The 18010-nt window shown below is 34.3% G+C and carries 20 protein-coding genes; 4 read left to right on the forward strand and 16 right to left on the reverse strand.

What is annotated here, in order from left to right:
• Window positions 1-51: 51 nt before the first annotated feature.
• The 7 genes from AC1Q8L_RS02395 to cotH all read right to left on the reverse strand — a co-directional run bounded on the left by AC1Q8L_RS02395 (window position 52) and on the right by cotH (window position 7277).
• Window positions 52-921 carry a TIGR03943 family putative permease subunit gene (locus AC1Q8L_RS02395; protein ID WP_440038082.1) on the reverse strand — a complete coding sequence of 290 codons (870 nt, stop codon included), beginning with the start codon at window positions 919-921 and terminating at the stop codon, window positions 52-54.
• Window positions 922-924: 3 nt separating this feature from the next.
• Entirely contained in the window at window positions 925-1821 is an 897-nt protein-coding gene (locus AC1Q8L_RS02400; RefSeq protein ID WP_000418716.1) for a permease, read from the reverse strand.
• A gap of 198 nt (window positions 1822-2019) precedes the next feature.
• Window positions 2020-2961: a magnesium transporter CorA family protein gene (locus tag AC1Q8L_RS02405; RefSeq protein ID WP_000932389.1), complete on the reverse strand. Its 942-nt coding sequence runs from the start codon at window positions 2959-2961 to the stop codon at window positions 2020-2022.
• A 333-nt stretch (window positions 2962-3294) separates the two neighbouring features.
• Window positions 3295-4674, reverse strand: a complete 1380-nt coding sequence (locus tag AC1Q8L_RS02410; RefSeq protein WP_000678842.1) for a putative polysaccharide biosynthesis protein — start codon at window positions 4672-4674, stop codon at window positions 3295-3297.
• 97 nt (window positions 4675-4771) lie between these two features.
• Window positions 4772-5374, reverse strand: a complete 603-nt coding sequence (gene uptA / locus AC1Q8L_RS02415; protein WP_000880691.1) for an undecaprenyl phosphate transporter UptA — start codon at window positions 5372-5374, stop codon at window positions 4772-4774.
• A 104-nt stretch (window positions 5375-5478) separates the two neighbouring features.
• Window positions 5479-6096 carry an NUDIX hydrolase N-terminal domain-containing protein gene (locus AC1Q8L_RS02420; protein WP_000153584.1) on the reverse strand — a complete coding sequence of 206 codons (618 nt, stop codon included), beginning with the start codon at window positions 6094-6096 and terminating at the stop codon, window positions 5479-5481.
• A 104-nt stretch (window positions 6097-6200) separates the two neighbouring features.
• Window positions 6201-7277: a spore coat protein CotH gene (gene cotH / locus AC1Q8L_RS02425; RefSeq protein WP_000937999.1), complete on the reverse strand. Its 1077-nt coding sequence runs from the start codon at window positions 7275-7277 to the stop codon at window positions 6201-6203.
• 181 nt (window positions 7278-7458) lie between these two features.
• Here cotH and exsB point away from each other — a divergent pair, with 181 nt between their 5' ends.
• Window positions 7459-8037 (forward strand): exosporium protein ExsB, encoded by a 579-nt coding sequence (exsB, locus tag AC1Q8L_RS02430; protein WP_000817500.1) that lies wholly within the window; start codon window positions 7459-7461, stop codon window positions 8035-8037.
• Between the two features lie 45 nt (window positions 8038-8082).
• Here the strand turns inward: exsB and AC1Q8L_RS02435 are convergent, their stop codons facing one another.
• The 6 genes from AC1Q8L_RS02435 to AC1Q8L_RS02460 all read right to left on the reverse strand — a co-directional run bounded on the left by AC1Q8L_RS02435 (window position 8083) and on the right by AC1Q8L_RS02460 (window position 12953).
• On the reverse strand, window positions 8083-8694 hold the full coding sequence (locus AC1Q8L_RS02435) for a phosphoserine phosphatase 1 (protein WP_000858833.1): 612 nt from the start codon (window positions 8692-8694) through the stop codon (window positions 8083-8085).
• 13 nt (window positions 8695-8707) lie between these two features.
• Window positions 8708-9253: a short-chain dehydrogenase gene (locus tag AC1Q8L_RS02440; protein ID WP_492339398.1), complete on the reverse strand. Its 546-nt coding sequence runs from the start codon at window positions 9251-9253 to the stop codon at window positions 8708-8710.
• 13 nt (window positions 9254-9266) lie between these two features.
• A complete protein-coding gene (gene fosB / locus AC1Q8L_RS02445) occupies window positions 9267-9683 on the reverse strand; it encodes a FosBx1 family fosfomycin resistance bacillithiol transferase (protein WP_000943771.1) in 417 nt (138 codons plus the stop codon).
• A gap of 59 nt (window positions 9684-9742) precedes the next feature.
• The gene (locus AC1Q8L_RS02450) at window positions 9743-11404 is read right to left on the reverse strand and encodes a peptide ABC transporter substrate-binding protein (protein ID WP_000824269.1); all 1662 of its coding nucleotides are present in this window, start codon (window positions 11402-11404) and stop codon (window positions 9743-9745) included.
• Between the two features lie 84 nt (window positions 11405-11488).
• Entirely contained in the window at window positions 11489-12493 is a 1005-nt protein-coding gene (locus AC1Q8L_RS02455) for a DUF2628 domain-containing protein (RefSeq protein WP_080017575.1), read from the reverse strand.
• Between the two features lie 7 nt (window positions 12494-12500).
• Window positions 12501-12953 carry a methylated-DNA--[protein]-cysteine S-methyltransferase gene (locus tag AC1Q8L_RS02460; protein ID WP_000283908.1) on the reverse strand — a complete coding sequence of 151 codons (453 nt, stop codon included), beginning with the start codon at window positions 12951-12953 and terminating at the stop codon, window positions 12501-12503.
• 133 nt (window positions 12954-13086) lie between these two features.
• On the opposite strand from AC1Q8L_RS02460, the gene namA reads away from it, so the two are divergent.
• Window positions 13087-14124, forward strand: a complete 1038-nt coding sequence (gene namA, locus AC1Q8L_RS02465; RefSeq protein ID WP_001086178.1) for an NADPH dehydrogenase NamA — start codon at window positions 13087-13089, stop codon at window positions 14122-14124.
• Window positions 14125-14153: 29 nt separating this feature from the next.
• Here the strand turns inward: namA and AC1Q8L_RS02470 are convergent, their stop codons facing one another.
• Both AC1Q8L_RS02470 and AC1Q8L_RS02475 read right to left on the reverse strand, forming a co-directional pair.
• Window positions 14154-14813 carry an oxidoreductase gene (locus AC1Q8L_RS02470; protein WP_001042737.1) on the reverse strand — a complete coding sequence of 220 codons (660 nt, stop codon included), beginning with the start codon at window positions 14811-14813 and terminating at the stop codon, window positions 14154-14156.
• 115 nt (window positions 14814-14928) lie between these two features.
• Window positions 14929-15078 carry a hypothetical protein gene (locus AC1Q8L_RS02475; RefSeq protein WP_000540932.1) on the reverse strand — a complete coding sequence of 50 codons (150 nt, stop codon included), beginning with the start codon at window positions 15076-15078 and terminating at the stop codon, window positions 14929-14931.
• Window positions 15079-15343: 265 nt separating this feature from the next.
• Here AC1Q8L_RS02475 and AC1Q8L_RS02480 point away from each other — a divergent pair, with 265 nt between their 5' ends.
• Together AC1Q8L_RS02480 and AC1Q8L_RS02485 are read left to right on the forward strand one after the other, a co-directional pair.
• The gene (locus AC1Q8L_RS02480; protein ID WP_001126155.1) at window positions 15344-16294 is read left to right on the forward strand and encodes a metal ABC transporter substrate-binding protein; all 951 of its coding nucleotides are present in this window, start codon (window positions 15344-15346) and stop codon (window positions 16292-16294) included.
• Between the two features lie 138 nt (window positions 16295-16432).
• Window positions 16433-16903: a GNAT family N-acetyltransferase gene (locus AC1Q8L_RS02485; RefSeq protein ID WP_001048674.1), complete on the forward strand. Its 471-nt coding sequence runs from the start codon at window positions 16433-16435 to the stop codon at window positions 16901-16903.
• Between the two features lie 111 nt (window positions 16904-17014).
• On the opposite strand, the gene AC1Q8L_RS02490 is transcribed toward AC1Q8L_RS02485, so the two are convergent.
• Window positions 17015-17965 (reverse strand): CobW family GTP-binding protein, encoded by a 951-nt coding sequence (locus AC1Q8L_RS02490; protein WP_000613426.1) that lies wholly within the window; start codon window positions 17963-17965, stop codon window positions 17015-17017.
• Window positions 17966-18010 lie beyond the last annotated feature (45 nt).

The following is an 18010-nucleotide window of genomic DNA, read 5'->3' on the forward strand; positions in this document are numbered from 1 at the left end:
TAATATTAACAACATTCAGAACTTTTAGTCCACAAAAAAGAACCGATTTTATCAATCGGCTCCTCTAAATACATATTGTTCTTTCGGCTGTTCAACTTTATTCCATTTTGTTACTTCTAATACAGGAATATTCGCATGAAACGGCTGATAAAACTCAGTAGTTATCTCTCCTTCTACTTGAATCCAGTCATCATTATTCCACTCTACACCTTCTGGTTTTTTCACTAACATACCATACACACCAGAATCTGCTACGCAATGTATAATACCAAAACGGAATAAGAAATATTGTTCTTTTTTAGAAGAATCATCTCTAAAAACAAACCCTTTAAAAGATAATTTTTTCCCAGTAAACTCGCCAGGATAATTATAAATTGTTTCCATACCCTTTAGGAAGTCTTCATCTTTCAAATTAATATTGTCTTTCGTAACAAACTCTTTCTTCCCTTTTTCCATTACACCACGGTATCCTTCTTTCCCGTAATAAATGCTCGTATCAGGTCTTAGAAATTGTCTTGTCATAAATGGATCCTTACTTTCTGCTTGTGCAACAGGAAAATGAAATCCTTTCGCTTTAACAATATCCGAATCTAACGTCGCAATTGGGAAAAATAACCCTGAGATAATTGGAAAACAAAACAAGGAGTACGAAAATGCTTTTTTCCACCATGTATTCTCATCTTTTGAATGATCATGCCCGCAATGGCTATGGTCACAACTGCAATCATTTTTCTCTTTTTCCTTTTGGTGCTCTTTTTGGAAAACGACGATAATTTGTATAATCGTTAAGAAACCTAAAATAATTGTTGCTGTTGTTGATAAATAGGCATACTTCATATTGATATACTTCGTAATGTTACCGGAAATATGAAGCTGCGCAATTAATATTGTAAAACCTAATAATATATATGCTCGAAACATAACCTACCACCCCATCGCATAAATGAGTAGTGAGCTTGCATAAACAACAAGAGTAACTGTAACTATAACAACAATTACAAATTTCGTTTTAAATGTCGCAAGCATCATAAACATATTTTTAATATCCACCATCGGCCCGTAAACGAGGAACGCGACAAGTGAAGCTGTTGAAAACGTACTTTGGAACGAAGAAGCGATAAATGCATCTGCCTCTGAACAAAGTGATAATATATAAGCAAGTCCCATCATAACAGCTGATGAAGAAAACGGACCTTGTCCAATAGCAAGAAGTGTTGAAGTTTGTACAAACGTTTGTACCGCTGCTGCAATTAACGCACCTAGTACTAAATATTTTCCCATTGAGAAGAATTCCTCAACAGCGTGTGTACATACATCCCACATTTTTTTACGCAGTGGACGCTTATTATTCACTTCTGGGAAGTGATCATCTCTTAATTGATGTTCTTTAAACATAAAGGATAATATAATTCCAACGATAATGGCTACGATAATCGCTACAATAGAACGATACCATACCATGTGCATACTACTCCCAAAGGCAACATAAGTAGCAAATAATACAACTGGATTAATAATAGGTCCAGTTAACATAAATGCAATCCCTGCGTATGGTGGAACGCCTTTTCCAATTAATCGTCTTACAATCGGAACAATTCCACATTCACAACCTGGAAACAACATGCCTAAAAAAGTAGCTAATAAAACAGACAGAAATCGGTTCTTCGGCATCCATTTAGCCACCATATCTTCTGTCACGAACATTTGAATGAATCCTGAAATAAATACACCAATTAGCACAAACGGAAGTGCTTCGATCAATATGGAGATAAAAATTGTATTCATTTGCAGGAATGCTTTCGGTAATTGAAACAATTCCATGATGTATTTCCTCCAACTTTTCATTAACAATATGTAATTTTAACCCCATTTCATTAATTGGACAAGGATTATATGGCATACATACCCTTTATATACATTACATTGTACAAGTTATATTCTATTCAAAATTTGAGATTTCATAGCAAAAAAGCTGCTCTAGCGTAGTTATATAACTATGCTAGAGCAGCTTTTTTATCGTTAAAAGTAACGTTTCTTCCAAAAAACAAAAGCTAACGTGAAAGATAGTGTTACACATATGATGAGTACAATTACAAAACCGTGGGCTTCCCCTTCAAACGGAACCTTTACGTTCATTCCAAAGAAACTAGAAACCATCGTCGGTAAAGATAAAATGATTGTAATTGACGTTAACAGTTTCATAACACTATTTAAATTATTTGATATAACGGAGCTAAAAGTATTCATCATTCCACTTAAAATGTGACTATATATTTCCGCCATTTCAATAGCCTGCTTATTTTCAATTAATACATCTTCTAATAAATCTTGATCGTCTTCATACATTTTTAAAAATGTACTATTACGCATTAACTTTTGAATTACAATTTTATTAGCCTTTAATGACGTTGTAAAGTATACTAAACTTTTCTCAAGGCCTAATAATGTGAAGATCTCTTTATTTTTCATTGACTGATTTAATTGATGCTCTAAATCAATTGTTTTTCGATTTATTTGCTTTAAGTATCTTAAATAATAAGTAGAAATCGTATATAAGAGCTGAAGTGCAAAGCGCGTCTTTTTAAACGTATAAAATTCTTTAATACGTTGATTAATAAAACGTTCAAAAATTGGATTCTCTTCTAAGCAGATTGTAACAAAACAATCCGGCATCACAATCATACCTATTGGAATCGTGTCATAAATCGAATTTCCTTCTTCGTCATGTCTAACTGTCGGAATATCCACGATAATTAAAGTATTATTGTCTTCCTTTTCAATACGAGAGCGTTCTTCATCATCCAAAGGGTCTTTAATGAAATCTAAGTCTACATTTAAAGTTTGTACTAGATATTGAATTTCTTCTTCTGTTGGATGAAGTACATTAATCCAGCACCCCTTTTGCATTTCCTCAATCTCTTGTAGTTTTCCGTTTCGGTCTGTTAAATATATATTTAACATACTATCACCCCGATTCTTTTTACATGTAGGAATCTACCTCTCTTAAATCACAGTTTTTAAACCGCCATTCTCAGCATATGAAACATACGTTTAAATTTCAATAGAAAAATTATTTTGAAAACGTTTTTATAGGAAAAATATTATAAAGTGAAACTTTAATCAGTGGGTGGCTTCATCCCCCACTGATTATTAGCCCTCACAAATCGGGCTTTTACAGGCTACCCGCCCCCAACCAAACTTCTTTTCTTTCGCTGAATTTTGAGGTGAGGGTCTCACTGCCCGTTAAAGCGGGATAAACATAGAAAAAGACAGAGTGCTCTCTGCCTTAAAAGCTTATGTTGCCTTTATAACATATTTAGAAAGCATCCACAAGTTAAAACCGACTGAAATCGTATAGCCAGCGTATGTTGAAATGATAAAACTTACATAATCGAAATACGGAAGCAATACAATATTTAAAACTATCTTCACAATAATTCCAATCACTAGTCCTAGCACCGTCTTCTGCTGTTGATTGATTCCTTGTAGCATAGCAGCCGTTACTGTAAAAAGAGAAAATAATATGCAAGCAGGAGCATAATACTGTAAAATGATTCTCCCCATCTCTGGATCATTTCCAGCACCGAATAAAAGAGTATATACAGGCTTGGCTAACACCATCATTCCAATTGCCGCCGGTACCGTAATCGCTACTACTAATACATTTGTTCTCGTAAAATGTTTGTACAATAGCTTCGTATTTCCTGCTGTGTAAGCTTTCGTCATCTCTGGTACGAGAGACATACTAAAAGCTGTCGCAACGGATACCGGGATAAGCACAACCATTTGAACAAGACCAATTATCGCATTAATTTTTTCCGCTTCTCCTTGCATATACCCTATTTGTATAAGTAGTTTATTAATTGTAAATGTATCAATCGTCTGATACAACGGAATTGCTAAGCCCACCACAACAAAAGGAATAGAATATGTAAAGAGCTCCTTATAAAGCGAGAAAAAAGATTTCGTTGTTTGTGGTATACTTGCCATTTCTTTTTTCTTTAAGTGCCTTCTCCTTCTCATATAATACGCACTTAAAACAGTTAATCCACCTACCGCTCCCATAAAGGCACCAAATGTTGAAATACCAACTGCTAGCGAGACAGATGCTTTTAAAATATATAAAACGACAAAGCTTCCTATTAAAATGGTTAAAACCCGAAAAAATTGCTCTACAACGACACTTAATGCAGAAGGCCCCATCGATTGGAATCCTTGAAAGAAGCCCCTTAATAAACTCATTACTGGCACAAGTATTAACGCAAAACTTACAATTCGAATATTAGTAGTAACCGCTCCTACACTATTCCCCGTTTGATCATTCCCATCGATGACAAGCTTAGCTAAATGCGGAGCTAGCATATATAACGTAAAACACGAAATGACTCCCATTATAAACATAAACACGATTCCACTTTTCAACACTCTCTTAACCGTATGATAATCATTCAGTTGATCATATTTTGATACCATTTTTGAAACTGCAAGTGGTAATCCCATTGTCGCAATGCTGAGCATAATGGTATAGGGACGATATGCATACGTGTATAAAACATACCCACTCGTACCGACCATTGCTGTAAATGGTATAACATATATAAATCCTAACATTTTTGATATCATCGTTGCCATCGTTAAAAATATAGTTCCACGTATAAACGGTGACCCTTTCATCACATTCCTCCGCTACGCTTTATTATTACACATTATGGACAACTCCTTTTTTTTAGAACCGGAAACAAATAAAAAAGCCAATGAAAAATCATTGACTTTAACGCGCAGCTTTTTTCTTTTTGAAATACTTTAAACCAAAGTATAGAGCAATAAAAAGAACAGCTCCTATAATTATGTAATGTGTGTAATCAGATGCATACTCTTTAATTTGTCGCCAATTCCCACCAAGTTTTTCACCTAAGTATATAAATAGAATTGACCACGGAATGATCGCTACAACCGTATAAAGTGTAAATAGTTTTAATGGCATCTTAGCTAGTCCTGCTGGAATAGAGATCGCATGACGTACTACTGGTATAAAGCGCGCAGAAAATATTACGCCTGCTCCATAACGTTTAAACCAACCTTCTGCTATGTCTAAATGATGTTTATTAATAAGTAGATATTTCCCGTATTTCTCTACAACCGGACGCCCTCCGTAGTATCCAAGCCAGTATAAAAAGATTTGTGCTAAAGTACCACCAATCGTTCCGGCGATAACTGCACCAACAAAACTAATTTTACCATTCGCTACTAAAAAGCCAGCATACGAAAGTACAATTTCACTTGGGATTACTTCAATCATTAAAGCAAGAGCTACTCCAAAGTAACCTAAGCTTGCAAAAAATTGCAATAACTGATCTATTATGTTTGCTAACATGTTCTTTTTTATCTCCTTTTTTCTTCACATACCATCCCATTATTACATAAAGGCTGCAATCTGCCAATATCTTCATTTTAACAATATGTACAATTCAAGCAGGATTAATCTATTAATTTCTCTTTCTGCGGGTCTTTCATGTAGGCAAACATCTCTTTAATTTGGTCTTCTGTATTTCTAGCAATTGATAAATTAGGCAATTCATTTTCACCAAAAAACTCCACCTCTTCTGTTTCAATACTAGTTTTCTTTTCTCCACCAATAATCTCGCATCCAATGAAAATCTTATATACATGCGTCGCCGATGGAGATGGTTGATGTTTTTCTTTATCAAATATAGCTAGTAACTTAAAATGATCTACCTCATAACCAGTCTCTTCGAAAACTTCTTTTGCTGCAACTTCGGTTGGCGTATAACCGACATCAGCCCATCCACCTGGCAATGCCCATTTCCCATCGCTTTTTTCTTTCACAAATAATAACTTTTCATTTTGAAAAACAACCGCTCTTATATCAACTTTAGGTGTTTGATAGCCTGTCTCACTTGCAAATAATTTCTCTACGACTTCCCAATCTGTTTTCGTGTAATGTGACATCATTGAAATAGAAATATCTCGTAATTGCTGGAAACGCTCAATATCATACACATCCTTAGAATACGTTAAACCCGCTTGAGCTATAGATTGTATTTGTTTTACCCAATCAATCCATTTAATCGTCATATATCCGCATCCCCATTCTCTATCAAATATATTACTTCATTTTTATTGATACATCTTTATTATACAAAAAAAAGAGATTGATAACGTTTCAATCTCTTTCAAAATTAATCCAATTCATGTAAGTGGTCTTGTATATACTTTCTTCTCTTATTTATATATTCATAAATCATATCAGCCTCTTGATCAAATGTTTCTAATTTTTCTTTCATGTATGGATCTTGTAGTAAATATGGACGAATCAATTCACACAACCCTTCTACTTTCGGCCTCATAAACGAAACTGTAAATTGATCTTCTAATATTTCTTCTAAAATACTTCGATACTGCTTTCTAAATACAGGTATGTCTAGCAATCTTGCACTTAACGTATTATACCCTTGAATGCGAATATATTCATGATTGAGTGGTCTTCCTTGTACATCTCGCCCCCAAGTCGCATCATAATCCCACGGTATAACTTCAAATAAATTTGTTTCATCGTTATGATATAGTGCGTAGTTATGAACGAAACCATCAAAGTTTTGTGTAAAAATAACTCCCGCTAACCATCTTAAATATTTATCGACATGTAGAAACTTCCCAATCTCTTTTTCATAGGCTTCCCTCGTCAAAGTATTCGCTTGAAATACAAATTCACTCAGTTGTTCTTCACTATTTTTATTCGAATATTTAAATTCATAACCCGCAAAGAGCTCTGTCTTAACATCTTTATCTCGTTCACTCATTAATGAAAAATTCGCATCATCATCTATCGCATAATAAATAGAACCACTCGGTAATCCTCTATTTTTCAAAAAATTTTCATCAACCGATTCTAACTGTAAATACACACCTTGAATTTGACCATTAATTTTTATAAATACATGTTGTGATTTTGGCGAAAGTACACCAATATCATGAAAAAAATCTAAAGATAATTTATTTCGTATGAGAGACGGATCCATAAACTCCGAATTTAAATGAAACTCTTTCGCACCTTGAAATTTTTTAGGCTTATAAAACATAACATGATAAGACTTTTTCTCAAATTCGCGAATATGAGCCCCACGGTATACGATATCAATGTCATACTTCTTTTTTCCATAAGTTAATTTTGCTGGCACTGGACTATCTGACCAAATGTCCTTTTTCAATTCCACTAAGTACATTGGATGAACAAAAAAATCATATGAAGGCAGCATGTTTTCTCATCCCTTCTCAGTTCTCTTCATTCAATGTATGCGCCTTGTCTTGTCCATACATCCGCAATCATCTATTTATATAAAATTACACTCTTGTCCTGTTCAGAAAGATGCCTACATACATATCATGTTAAGGAAAAAGAATACCTTTTCACTTTAATACATGATAAGGAGGATTTCTATGAAACGTGATATTAGAAAAGCTGTCGAAGAAATCAAAAGTGCTGGGATGGAGGATTTCTTACACCAAGATCCAAGTACTTTTGAATGCGATGATGATAAATTCACTCATCATAATTGTACAACTGGATGTAAATGTACAACTGGGGGTAAATGTCCAAGAACAAGATGTACTCGCGTGAAACATTGTACGTTCGTTACAAAATGTACACATGTAAAAAAATGGACATTTGTTACAAAATGTACTCGTGTACGTGTTCAAAAATGGACGTTCGTTACGAAAGTAACGCGTAGAAAAGAATGCGTTTTAGTTACAAAACGGACTCGCAGAAAACATTGTACATTCATTACAAAATGCATACGCTTTGAAAAGAAATTTTTCTGGACAAAACGAAGTTTCTGTAAAAAATGCGAATTCTTCCCTAACAGACACGGTCACTCTTGCGATGATTCATGTGATCATGGTAAAGACTGTCACGATAGCGGACACAAATGGAATGATTGCAAAGGCGGACATAAATTCCCATCTTGCAAAAATAAGAAATTCGATCACTTCTGGTATAAAAAACGTAACTGCTAGTTTTTATACCACCCAAAAAAGGCCGTTTTGCGGCCTTTTTTACATTTATTGAAAGTGACTTATATCTGCAAATTGTTTCACTTTACCAATACCCTCTTCAAATTCTATTATGCTCAAACTGGCACTATGCATAAATGGATCATCCCACACATTTTCTATTTCCATTCCCGCGAAATGCCCTATAAGTAATTTTGCTGCTGCCGCATGAGAAACAATCAATATGTTTTGTCCTTTATGCCTCTCTAAAAGAAGCTGCATCCCTTCAATTACTCTTTCATAAACGGCCTCGAAATTTTCGCCTGATGTTGACTGAAAAAGATGTGGCTCATTCCAAAATAGATGTACTTCTTCTGGGAATTGCTTTTCTATATCCTCGATTGTTTGTCCTTCCCATATACCCATGTTGATTTCATAGAAATGCTCATCCGCTATAATGGGTATATCACGTTCCCCTTTTATTAACTCTGCCGTATGAAGTGTTCTTTCGCTCGGACTACTATAGATCGCATGGATTGGTAAATCTTTCATTCGATTCCCTAATTGTTTCGCCTGAACTATACCATTTTCAGTTAAAGCAGAATTTTTTCGTCCCTGCATTCGCTTCGCTACATTCCACTCTGTTTCACCATGCCTTGTTACATATATAGTTGTTTTCATTTCTTACTCCCCCTCACCATGTTGGTCGTAATTCCCACGGTTCAACTCTCCCTACAATCCACTCTGCTCGTTTACTTTCAATCCCTTTTATAACTCCATCAGCTATCTCTTCATGCGTAAGCCATCTTCCATATGTATCTTCTAAAATAAAACCTAAAATAATTCTATAATAAATACATCGCGTACTTCCTATTTTTTGTGCAGGCATACGTGATGCTTTACTACCTAAAATATGAAATAAACTATATGTTTTAGACGACAAATCTAGTTCTTTACAAATATTTGATAGTGCATGCTTTGCACTTGTGTGTACCCATGCAACAACTAATGTGATCGGGCCATTTTTCTCAATTGTACTTTTAATAGCTAGCTTTACATCTCCATCATTATGATAATCTAACGAAAGGCATGTAATATTTTCTGGTGCAGAACTCATTCGCTTAACATTTTCTAAATTCACTTCATCTCGCCCGATAATAGAAACATAAAATCCTTTCTCACAAAGCCACATAGAAACTTTCTTTAGCATTCCTGTTCCACCAATTACTAGTGCATGCAAATGCTATCCCTCCCTAATAAAATGTCATATGAGGTTTCTCATCCCTATAATAATTTAAACGGTCTTGCAGTGTCCCTGAGTGAAACTCAAATTTATGACCGTCAGGATCAACAAAGTATATAGATTCACAATCTCTGATATCACGTTCTCTTCCTTGTAAAATATGAACATCATTTTCTTCTAATCGCTGTATTAAACATTCAAAGTCTTCTCGTTCAACAGAAAATGCAATGTGCGTATAAGATTGATGAATCTCATTTCTCGGAATATGCGTCTCTTCATTAAGCGCTATCCATACTCCACATATGTTAAAATAAGCCAATTTTCTTCCTTTAACTAATAATTCTCCTTCTAATACTTTTTCATAAAACATTATAGAGTTTTCTAAATTAGATACCGAAAAACAAATATGATTGATTCCCCTTAACAACTATAATTCCTCCTTATACAAATAAAAGATGAGCGAAAATTCACTCATCTTTTATTATACTATTTTTTTGTAATATATGCCCATTTATAACTGAAGTCCCCGCCAAACGTATGATTAGCAATACCTTTTACAAATGGCTTCTCTAAATAAGCTGTACTTTGTTGGTACGTAGGAGAAATTGCTGCGTCTTGACCAATTAAGATTTTTTCAGCTTCCGCAAGTGCATTCCAGCGTGCTTTATCATCTTTTAATAGCTCTCCTTTTGATTTCGCTACTAAATCATCATACTTCGGATTAGAATAATCCATTTCATTAAATGAGCTTCCAGTAACAAACATATCAATATAAGTCATTGGATCCGGATAATCAGGGCTCCATGCAGATAATGAGAATTCATATTGGAATTTCTTTTCTAAATCTAGCTTTTGCTTGTATGGTTGCTGTTTCAAATTCACTTTAATACCAGGCAAGTTTTTCTCTAGTTCTTCCTTAATAAAGTCGCCCACTTTTTTACGGCTACCGTTATCATCGTTTAGTAATTCAACCGTAATTGTATCTTGACCAAGCTCTTTCTTCGCTTCTTCCCATATTTTTTTTGCTTTCTCTGCATTATCTTTACTATCACGGAAGTTTTTATTTACAGAGCGGAAATCTTTTCCATCCGGACCTGTCGTGAATTTTTCAGGTACTAAGAAATATGCTGGCAATGAACCGTCATTTAAAATAACATCAGCAATTCCTTTTTTATCGTATGCTAAATCAATTGCTTCACGTACTTTTTGGTTTTTAAATGTTGCATTTTTTTGGTTAAAACGTAAGAAATATATGCGTGGATCTAACTTCGTTTTAAATTCATCTGGCTTATTCTTTTTATATTTATCAACAAATTCAGAAGTTAAAATAACTCGATCTGCTTGATCACTATCATATAAATTTACTCCCGTGCTTGTTTCCTTCACAATACTTACATTAATTTCGTCTAACTTTACAGTATCTTTATCCCAATAATTAGGATTTTTCTTCAACTGATAATTTTGTTCATGTTTCCATTGACTCATTGTAAATGGTCCATTATATAATAATTTATCTGCTTCTAATCCGTATTTATCTCCTTGCTCTTTCACATATTTTTCATTTAATGGGAAAAATGTAGGGAACGACGTAAGCTCAAGAAAATAAGGTGCTGGTTGCTCTAATTCTACTACCAACGTTTTATCATCCTTCGCTTTAACACCCAATTGATCTGCTGGTAATTCACCTTTATTTACTTTCTGTGCATTTTTCACATCAAATAAAATGAATGCATATTCTGCCGCTATTGCTTTATCTAATGTACGTTGCCATGCATATACAAAATCTTGTGCTCGAACTGGATCACCATTTGACCATTTCGCATCACGTAATTCAAATGTATATGTCTTTTTATCTTCACTAATCTTCACATCTTTTGCCATACCTGGTGTTGGTTTATTATCTTTATCTAGACGATATAAACCTTCCATTGCATTTACAAATACACGGAAAGATACAGAATCCGTTGATTTAGATGTATCCATTGAAGGAATTTCAGCTGTTTCTAGCAAATTTAAAACTTGTTTATCGGCCATTCCCTTATTCGATTCTTTCTTCGTTGTCGAAGCCTTCTCACCATTCCCACATCCTGCAACCAATACACTCGTCGTTAACGCAAGTGCAGCAATTGTTGTTGTCTTTCTCTTCATTCTTCCTTCCCCCAATCTATATGTATAAGTTAAATCCTATATAATATATTTTATTATACAAAAGATTCTGATTATTTTAAATATTTATTTTAACAAACATAGAAAAAAGCGAGCGGAAATTTCTTTCCAGCCGCTTCCTTGAATAGCATTTACTTGTAATCCATCCTCTATATCAAATGGATTTTGAACTTTAAATATTTCTTCCATCAGCTTCAAAAACTCTTCTTCAGTTTTAGATTCACCATTAACCATAAGTGAGTATGGTTCCACTTCACCTAATTTATAATCGACAACAAATTGAATTTTCACCTTTTGTCTTGACGTTCCGGTGTTATATCCTTGGAATTCTACTAATTCTAACCCTTCCGTTCCACGATAATATATCCAACCTGAATTTTGAAAATAATTTTCGAAAGATTCACCTATTGAAAAGAAAGGATATTCATAAAGCGAGCTTGTACGAACCTTTTGAATAACGTCTCGATCAGTCGGAAAAAAGAAATGACTAAAAAATATGCTAGCAACTGCTAAAATAGTAACAATTGTCGCTCCCATTTTGCTCGTTCCGCCGCTATCATTGATTAGATAGTTTTCAACTGATTTATCTTTTATTTCTCTTGCTTTTATTCGGTATATACGTCTTTCCGCAAATTGATAGTACAATCCATTTGCAAAAATCCCCATTCCAAACAGAATAAAAATGAGTAATAAAAACGTAAGAGGCACCATATTAATGATTGGCAACGCTACATTAAATCCCATATAGTACGAAAATGCATCACACGCTACTAATAACAACATAAATAAAGCAGCTGGTACATAATACTTACGATATCCTAGCCAGCCTATATTGAAAATAGCAGCCCAACCATTCCAGCTCCACCTAGCAATCCGCTTATTCTCAAGCTCCCATTTCCTTTTGTAATACGGATATTGTCTCCCTACATATACTTCCAGTTCTTTATCTATTAACGAGCTACCTTCCTCTTGTTCATTATCCAAGTTTCGCTGACAACTTGTACAATTTAACTGTTCCTCCTCGCAAGGTTGCCCACAATTTATACATTTCAAAACAATCCCTCTTCCCATCCATACGTCATTTCAAAATACCTTCGTGTTTTAATAACCACTCTTTCCTCCATAAACCACCAGCATATCCAACAAGCTTTCCACTCTTTCCTATTACACGGTGACATGGAACAATTATCGAAATTGGATTCCGACTATTTGCCCCTCCTATTGCCCGTACAGCTTTTGTATTTCCAACTTTCTCTGCAATATCTAAATATGAAGCACTTACGCCGTACGGAATAGTATAAAGTGCATCCCATACATTTTTTTGAAATGCTGTTCCCTTAGCAGACAGCGGGACCGTAAATTCTTTTCTTTTCCCTTTAAAATATTCATCTAACTCATTTATACATTGTTCTATCATTTCATTTTTATTTTCTTCTTGTCGTTCATCAACAAATATAACAGACGTAATTCCTTCTTGATTCGCTGTAATTTCAAGCAAGCCTAATTCACTTTCATAATAAGCCTGGTACATATGTCATCCTCCAATTCAGTTCATATTAGTCATTGTAACACGAATATACAAAATTTTTCGTATAAGCGTTTTATTAGAGAAACAAAAAAGAGAATGATAAAATATAAGAAAATTCAATCAAGGAGGCTATTTGATGAATTCCAAGCTTTTTTCACCTTATACAATTAAGAACGTTACACTAAAAAATCGTATCGTTATGTCGCCTATGTGTATGTATTCATCAGGGAATGAGGATGGCAGCGTTACGAATTTTCATCTCATTCATTATGGAACTCGCGCTGCTGGCCAAGTAGGTTTAGTTATGGTTGAAGCAACTGCGGTGTTAGCTGAAGGACGAATTTCTAACAAAGACTTGGGCATTTGGGATGACAACCTAATTGAAGGCTTACATAAAACGACTACTTTTATACATGATAACGGTGCAAAAGCTGCCATTCAACTCGCTCACGCCGGAAGAAAAGCAGAATTAGAAACAGATGCGTTAGCTCCTTCAGCCATTCCATTTAATGAAACAATGAAAATGCCAATAGAAATGAGCAAACACCAAATTAAAGATACTGTATTAGCTTTTCATCAAGCTGCAGTACGATCAAAACAAGCTGGATTTGATGTTATTGAAATACACGGTGCTCACGGTTATCTTATTAATGAATTTCTTTCTCCGCTTTCCAATAAGCGGACTGATGAATATGGTGGTTCACCTGAAAACCGCTATCGTTTCTTACGCGAAATCATTGACTCGATAAATGAAGTTTGGAACGGACCGTTATTTGTCCGTATTTCAGCAAATGATTATCATCCTGACGGGTTAACAGTTCAAGATTATGTTCAGTATACAAAATGGATGAAAGAACAAGGAGTAGATTTAATTGATTGTAGCTCTGGGGCTGTTGTCCCTGCACGCATCGATGTTTATCCTGGGTATCAAGTACAATATGCTAAACATATTAAAGAGCATGCTAACATTGCAACTGGTGCAGTTGGATTAATTACGACCGGAGTACAAGCAGAGCAAATTTTAAATAATAACGAAGCAGATTTAATTTTCATCGGACGTGAATTACTTCGCAATCCGTACTTCCCAAGAATAGCAGCCAATGAACTTGGCTTTGAATTGCAAGAACCTCACCAATATAAGCGAGCACCAGGAAAAATTCATACGAATAAATAAAACCGAGAAGTCATTCTTCTCGGTTTTATTTATTCTATCGTTGTAATTTCATTTGAATTATAAGTATAGATACCCGATTCTTCTCGCAGCGCGGTTATATACATACCTTTCGCCACATCTTTAGCTGAAATTGGTTTATACTTTTTGAAAGCCCCTTTAAAAATAAAAGGAATAATACGAGATAACTTTTCAGCCATTCGTTCGCCGAAACGAAATTCTTGTCGGTTTCCTACTAATAATGATGGTCTAAAAATGTGAATACCACCGATCACTAACTTTTGCAATTCTTCTTCCATTTTTCCTTTCACTTGTGAATAAAAGAAAAATGATTTAGGATTCGCTCCCATAGAAGACACAACAAGGAAATTTTGCACCCCTTGTTTTTCAGCTAAACAAGCAGCTCGTAACGTATATTCATAATCTACTTTTTTAAAATTTGCTTTTGTTTTTGCTTTTTTTATTGTTGTTCCTAAGCAACTAAAAACATCATCCACAGCAAAGAACTCTTTATATTCCTCTAATACCGAAAAATCAACTTGTTTCTGCTGTAACTTCTCATGTTGCAATTGCATTGGCTCTCTTACAAAAATAGTAACCGAATCGTAGTAATCTGATTCAAGTAATAGACGCGTTATCTCTTGTCCAACTAAACCACTTGCACCAAGTATTAACGCTGTTCGCTTATTCATATATGCATATACCTCTTATTTTACTTTTCTCTCCTTCAGTAAAATACAACCTTTAGGAGTTTCCTGCTCTTATTTTACCACAAGTAAAACACTATGCGTACGCATAGTGTTTTACTCACTCTTTTTTCTCATCTCTCTCTTGTAATTTCGTTATTGTTGTAGCGTCCCCTAAATTACTTATTAATCTTCTTAAAAAAATTAATACGAAAGATAATGGCAATACTACCGCTAATATTAATAAAATAGCTTCCATTAAGTAACCCAAGCGCTCATCCCCCTCTTTACCTCCTTTTCAATATATGAAAACAGCGTTGTCACATATGCATGCATTTGCAAAAATAATACACCTATATTTGACAACTTTATAACAAAAACAAATCGGAATGATTATTATTTATTGCAACTTTATTAAAGATGTATTATACTAAGTTCGCAAACTAAAACGTAATTATTCCGTTTTGTATTAAAATGATATTTTTCTTCTATAATTGGGGAAAATATATCCGTAAAAAAGAAAAGAGGAGAACTTCATGCCTAAAAGATTGACTATATTTTCATTCTTACTTATTTTTACCTTAATTTTCGCTGGCTGCTCAAATAAAAAAGAAAGTAATGCCAAGAAAGATGGAAAGCTAACAGTTTATACAACGATTTTCCCACTTGCTGATTTCGCAAAGAAAATCGGTGGCGACTATGTAAATGTTGAAGCAATTTACCCACCTGGTGCAGATTCACATACATTTGAACCAAGTCAAAAACAAACAGTACAAGTTGCAAAAGCCAATTTATTCGTTTATAACGGCGCTGAATTAGAACCATTTGCTGAAAAAATGGAAAAAACATTACAAAAAGAAAATGTTAAAATTGTAAATGCATCTAAAGGTATTGAGCTTCGTGCTTCTACTGAAGAAGAGCATCATGATCATGGAGATGGCCATAAAGAAGATGAACATCATCACGATAAAGACCCACATGTTTGGTTAGATCCTACTCTAGCAATGAAACAGGCAGAAAAAATTAAAAATGCACTTGTAGAATTACAACCTGAACATAAAAAAGAATTCGAAAAAAACTTTGCAGCACTTCAAACTAAATTTACTGATTTAGACGATCAATTTAAGGCAGCTGTAGCGAACGCAAAAACGAAAGAAATTTTAGTTTCTCATGCTGCCTATGGTTACTGGGAACAACGATACGGCCTAAAACAAATTCCTATCGCTGGAATTTCAGCTTCTGATGAACCATCTCAAAAACAGCTTGCTGACATTACAAAAACAGTAAAAGAACATAATCTAAAATATATTTTATTCGAAACTTTCTCTACTCCAAAAGTAGCATCTGTTATTCAAAAAGAAACTGGTACAACAGTTTTACGCTTAAATCACTTAGCTACTGTTTCTGAAGATGATGCAAAAAATAATAAAGATTACTTCACTTTAATGGAAGAAAACGTAAACACATTGAAAGAAGCAACAAACTAATCCATTATATTTTCTAGGCAGCTGAATCTAGTATTCAGCTGCCTTTTTATGTATTTATCCTTGACTTGACCAAAATAACAAGTAAAATTATCCATATTAGCTTTAAAGCTATATTAATTTAGAAGGTGAGTTGGAATTATGAATCTTCACATTTGTGAAGTAACAGCAAAAAATTGGCGTTCAGTAGTTGCTTTAGACGTCGCAAAAGATCAGCAACAATTTATTGAAAGTAACGCGTTTTCTTTAGCAGAATCATTATATGAAGGAAACGGAATGTCAGTAGGTTTATATGATGGAGAAACACTTGTAGGTTATGCAATGTATGGATGGTATTCAGTAAAACATAAAAGTGTATGGCTCGATCGCTTTATGATTGACCAACAATATCAAGGAAAAGGATACGCAAAACGTTTCCTTCGCTTACTCATTCAATTCTTACAAGAAAAATTTGAATGCAAAATAATTTACTTAAGTTTACATCCAGACAACAAACTTGCAATGGGACTGTATGAATCATTTGGTTTCCGCTTAAATGGTGATATTGATGATGAAGGTCCAGTTGTAGGTGTTGTAATGGAGTTACTAATAGACGAAAATACAAGCCTGTGAAAACAGGCTTTTTATTATACATTTATCAATTTTTAATTTCTTTCCCTTATTTAATTCTGTTTTGCAATCTAATAGAATGCTCATAAAAATAAGCCTGCAATTTACGCAGACTTATTTCACACACTCTTCAAAATGTTCTTGGAACCACTCTTTATTAATATCTCTTCCGATGAAAACTACTTCACTTACTCGCTCTTCGCCCTCTTGCCACTCTCTATCGTACGAAGCGGCAAATAACGTATGTACACCTTGGAAAACGATACGTTTATCTACTCCGTCTATCGATAAAATTCCTTTGTAACGATATAAATATTCCCCTAGCTCTTGAACGACAGCTGACATCCACTCATTAAGCTTTTGTAAATCCAGCGGACGTTCTTCACGTAATACAAATGATTTCACACCTTCTAAGTGATTATGTTCTTTATGAGGGTAAATTTGCAACGTATCTTTCGTTTTAAACGTTTGGATTTGTAATAAAGATGGTATATCTACCTCACAGTTAGTCGCCTCAATTAACTTTGCAGTCGGGTTAATTCCTTGAATTTCATGCAAGAGATTTTCTTTCTCACTCTCTTCAATTAAATCTAATTTATTTACTAAAACGACATCCGCAAACGCAATTTGCTCTTTTGCCTCTAATCCTTTTTCAAAATGTTTATGTATATGATAACTATCTACCACCGTTACAACACCGTTAATTTGGTATGCAGATTGAATGACTGGATCTAAAAAGAATGTTTGAATAATCGGCCCTGGATTTGCAAGTCCAGTCGTTTCAATTACTAAACCATCAAAATCCATTTTCCCTTCTGCTTTTACGTCCAGTAACTGTTTTAAAGCAACAAGTAAATCTTCACGTACAGTACAGCATAAACAGCCATTTGTCATTTCCATAATTTCTTCTTCTACATTCATAATCAACTGATTATCAATGCCAATTTGCCCTATTTCATTTACAATCACCGCTAATTTCTTACCGTGATTTTCTGATAAAATACGATTTAATAAAGTCGTTTTCCCTGATCCAAGAAAACCAGTTAATATTGTTACTGGAATCATTTCGTACCTCTCCTTATAGCTATATGTTTCTACATTATAGCATAT

This window comes from Bacillus sp. GW823-FHT06A11, from assembly GCF_058795355.1.

What these genes read in the sequence shown, in the direction of transcription:
- AC1Q8L_RS02400 (WP_000418716.1), bottom strand. Translation starts at nt 1,821, where the DNA reads ATGGAATTGTTTCAATTACCGAAAGCATTCCTGCAAATGAATACAATT.
- AC1Q8L_RS02405 (WP_000932389.1), bottom strand. Translation starts at nt 2,961, where the DNA reads ATGTTAAATATATATTTAACAGACCGAAACGGAAAACTACAAGAGATT.
- cotH (WP_000937999.1), bottom strand. Translation starts at nt 7,277, where the DNA reads ATGCTGCCTTCATATGATTTTTTTGTTCATCCAATGTACTTAGTGGAA.
- exsB (WP_000817500.1), top strand. Translation starts at nt 7,459, where the DNA reads ATGAAACGTGATATTAGAAAAGCTGTCGAAGAAATCAAAAGTGCTGGG.
- AC1Q8L_RS02485 (WP_001048674.1), top strand. Translation starts at nt 16,433, where the DNA reads ATGAATCTTCACATTTGTGAAGTAACAGCAAAAAATTGGCGTTCAGTA.
- AC1Q8L_RS02455 (WP_080017575.1), bottom strand. Translation starts at nt 12,493, where the DNA reads ATGGGAAGAGGGATTGTTTTGAAATGTATAAATTGTGGGCAACCTTGC.
- AC1Q8L_RS02460 (WP_000283908.1), bottom strand. Translation starts at nt 12,953, where the DNA reads ATGTACCAGGCTTATTATGAAAGTGAATTAGGCTTGCTTGAAATTACA.
- AC1Q8L_RS02450 (WP_000824269.1), bottom strand. Translation starts at nt 11,404, where the DNA reads ATGAAGAGAAAGACAACAACAATTGCTGCACTTGCGTTAACGACGAGT.
- AC1Q8L_RS02410 (WP_000678842.1), bottom strand. Translation starts at nt 4,674, where the DNA reads ATGAAAGGGTCACCGTTTATACGTGGAACTATATTTTTAACGATGGCA.
- uptA (WP_000880691.1), bottom strand. Translation starts at nt 5,374, where the DNA reads ATGTTAGCAAACATAATAGATCAGTTATTGCAATTTTTTGCAAGCTTA.
- AC1Q8L_RS02435 (WP_000858833.1), bottom strand. Translation starts at nt 8,694, where the DNA reads ATGAAAACAACTATATATGTAACAAGGCATGGTGAAACAGAGTGGAAT.
- AC1Q8L_RS02395 (WP_440038082.1), bottom strand. Translation starts at nt 921, where the DNA reads ATGTTTCGAGCATATATATTATTAGGTTTTACAATATTAATTGCGCAG.
- namA (WP_001086178.1), top strand. Translation starts at nt 13,087, where the DNA reads ATGAATTCCAAGCTTTTTTCACCTTATACAATTAAGAACGTTACACTA.
- AC1Q8L_RS02480 (WP_001126155.1), top strand. Translation starts at nt 15,344, where the DNA reads ATGCCTAAAAGATTGACTATATTTTCATTCTTACTTATTTTTACCTTA.
- AC1Q8L_RS02490 (WP_000613426.1), bottom strand. Translation starts at nt 17,965, where the DNA reads ATGATTCCAGTAACAATATTAACTGGTTTTCTTGGATCAGGGAAAACG.
- AC1Q8L_RS02420 (WP_000153584.1), bottom strand. Translation starts at nt 6,096, where the DNA reads ATGACGATTAAATGGATTGATTGGGTAAAACAAATACAATCTATAGCT.
- AC1Q8L_RS02470 (WP_001042737.1), bottom strand. Translation starts at nt 14,813, where the DNA reads ATGAATAAGCGAACAGCGTTAATACTTGGTGCAAGTGGTTTAGTTGGA.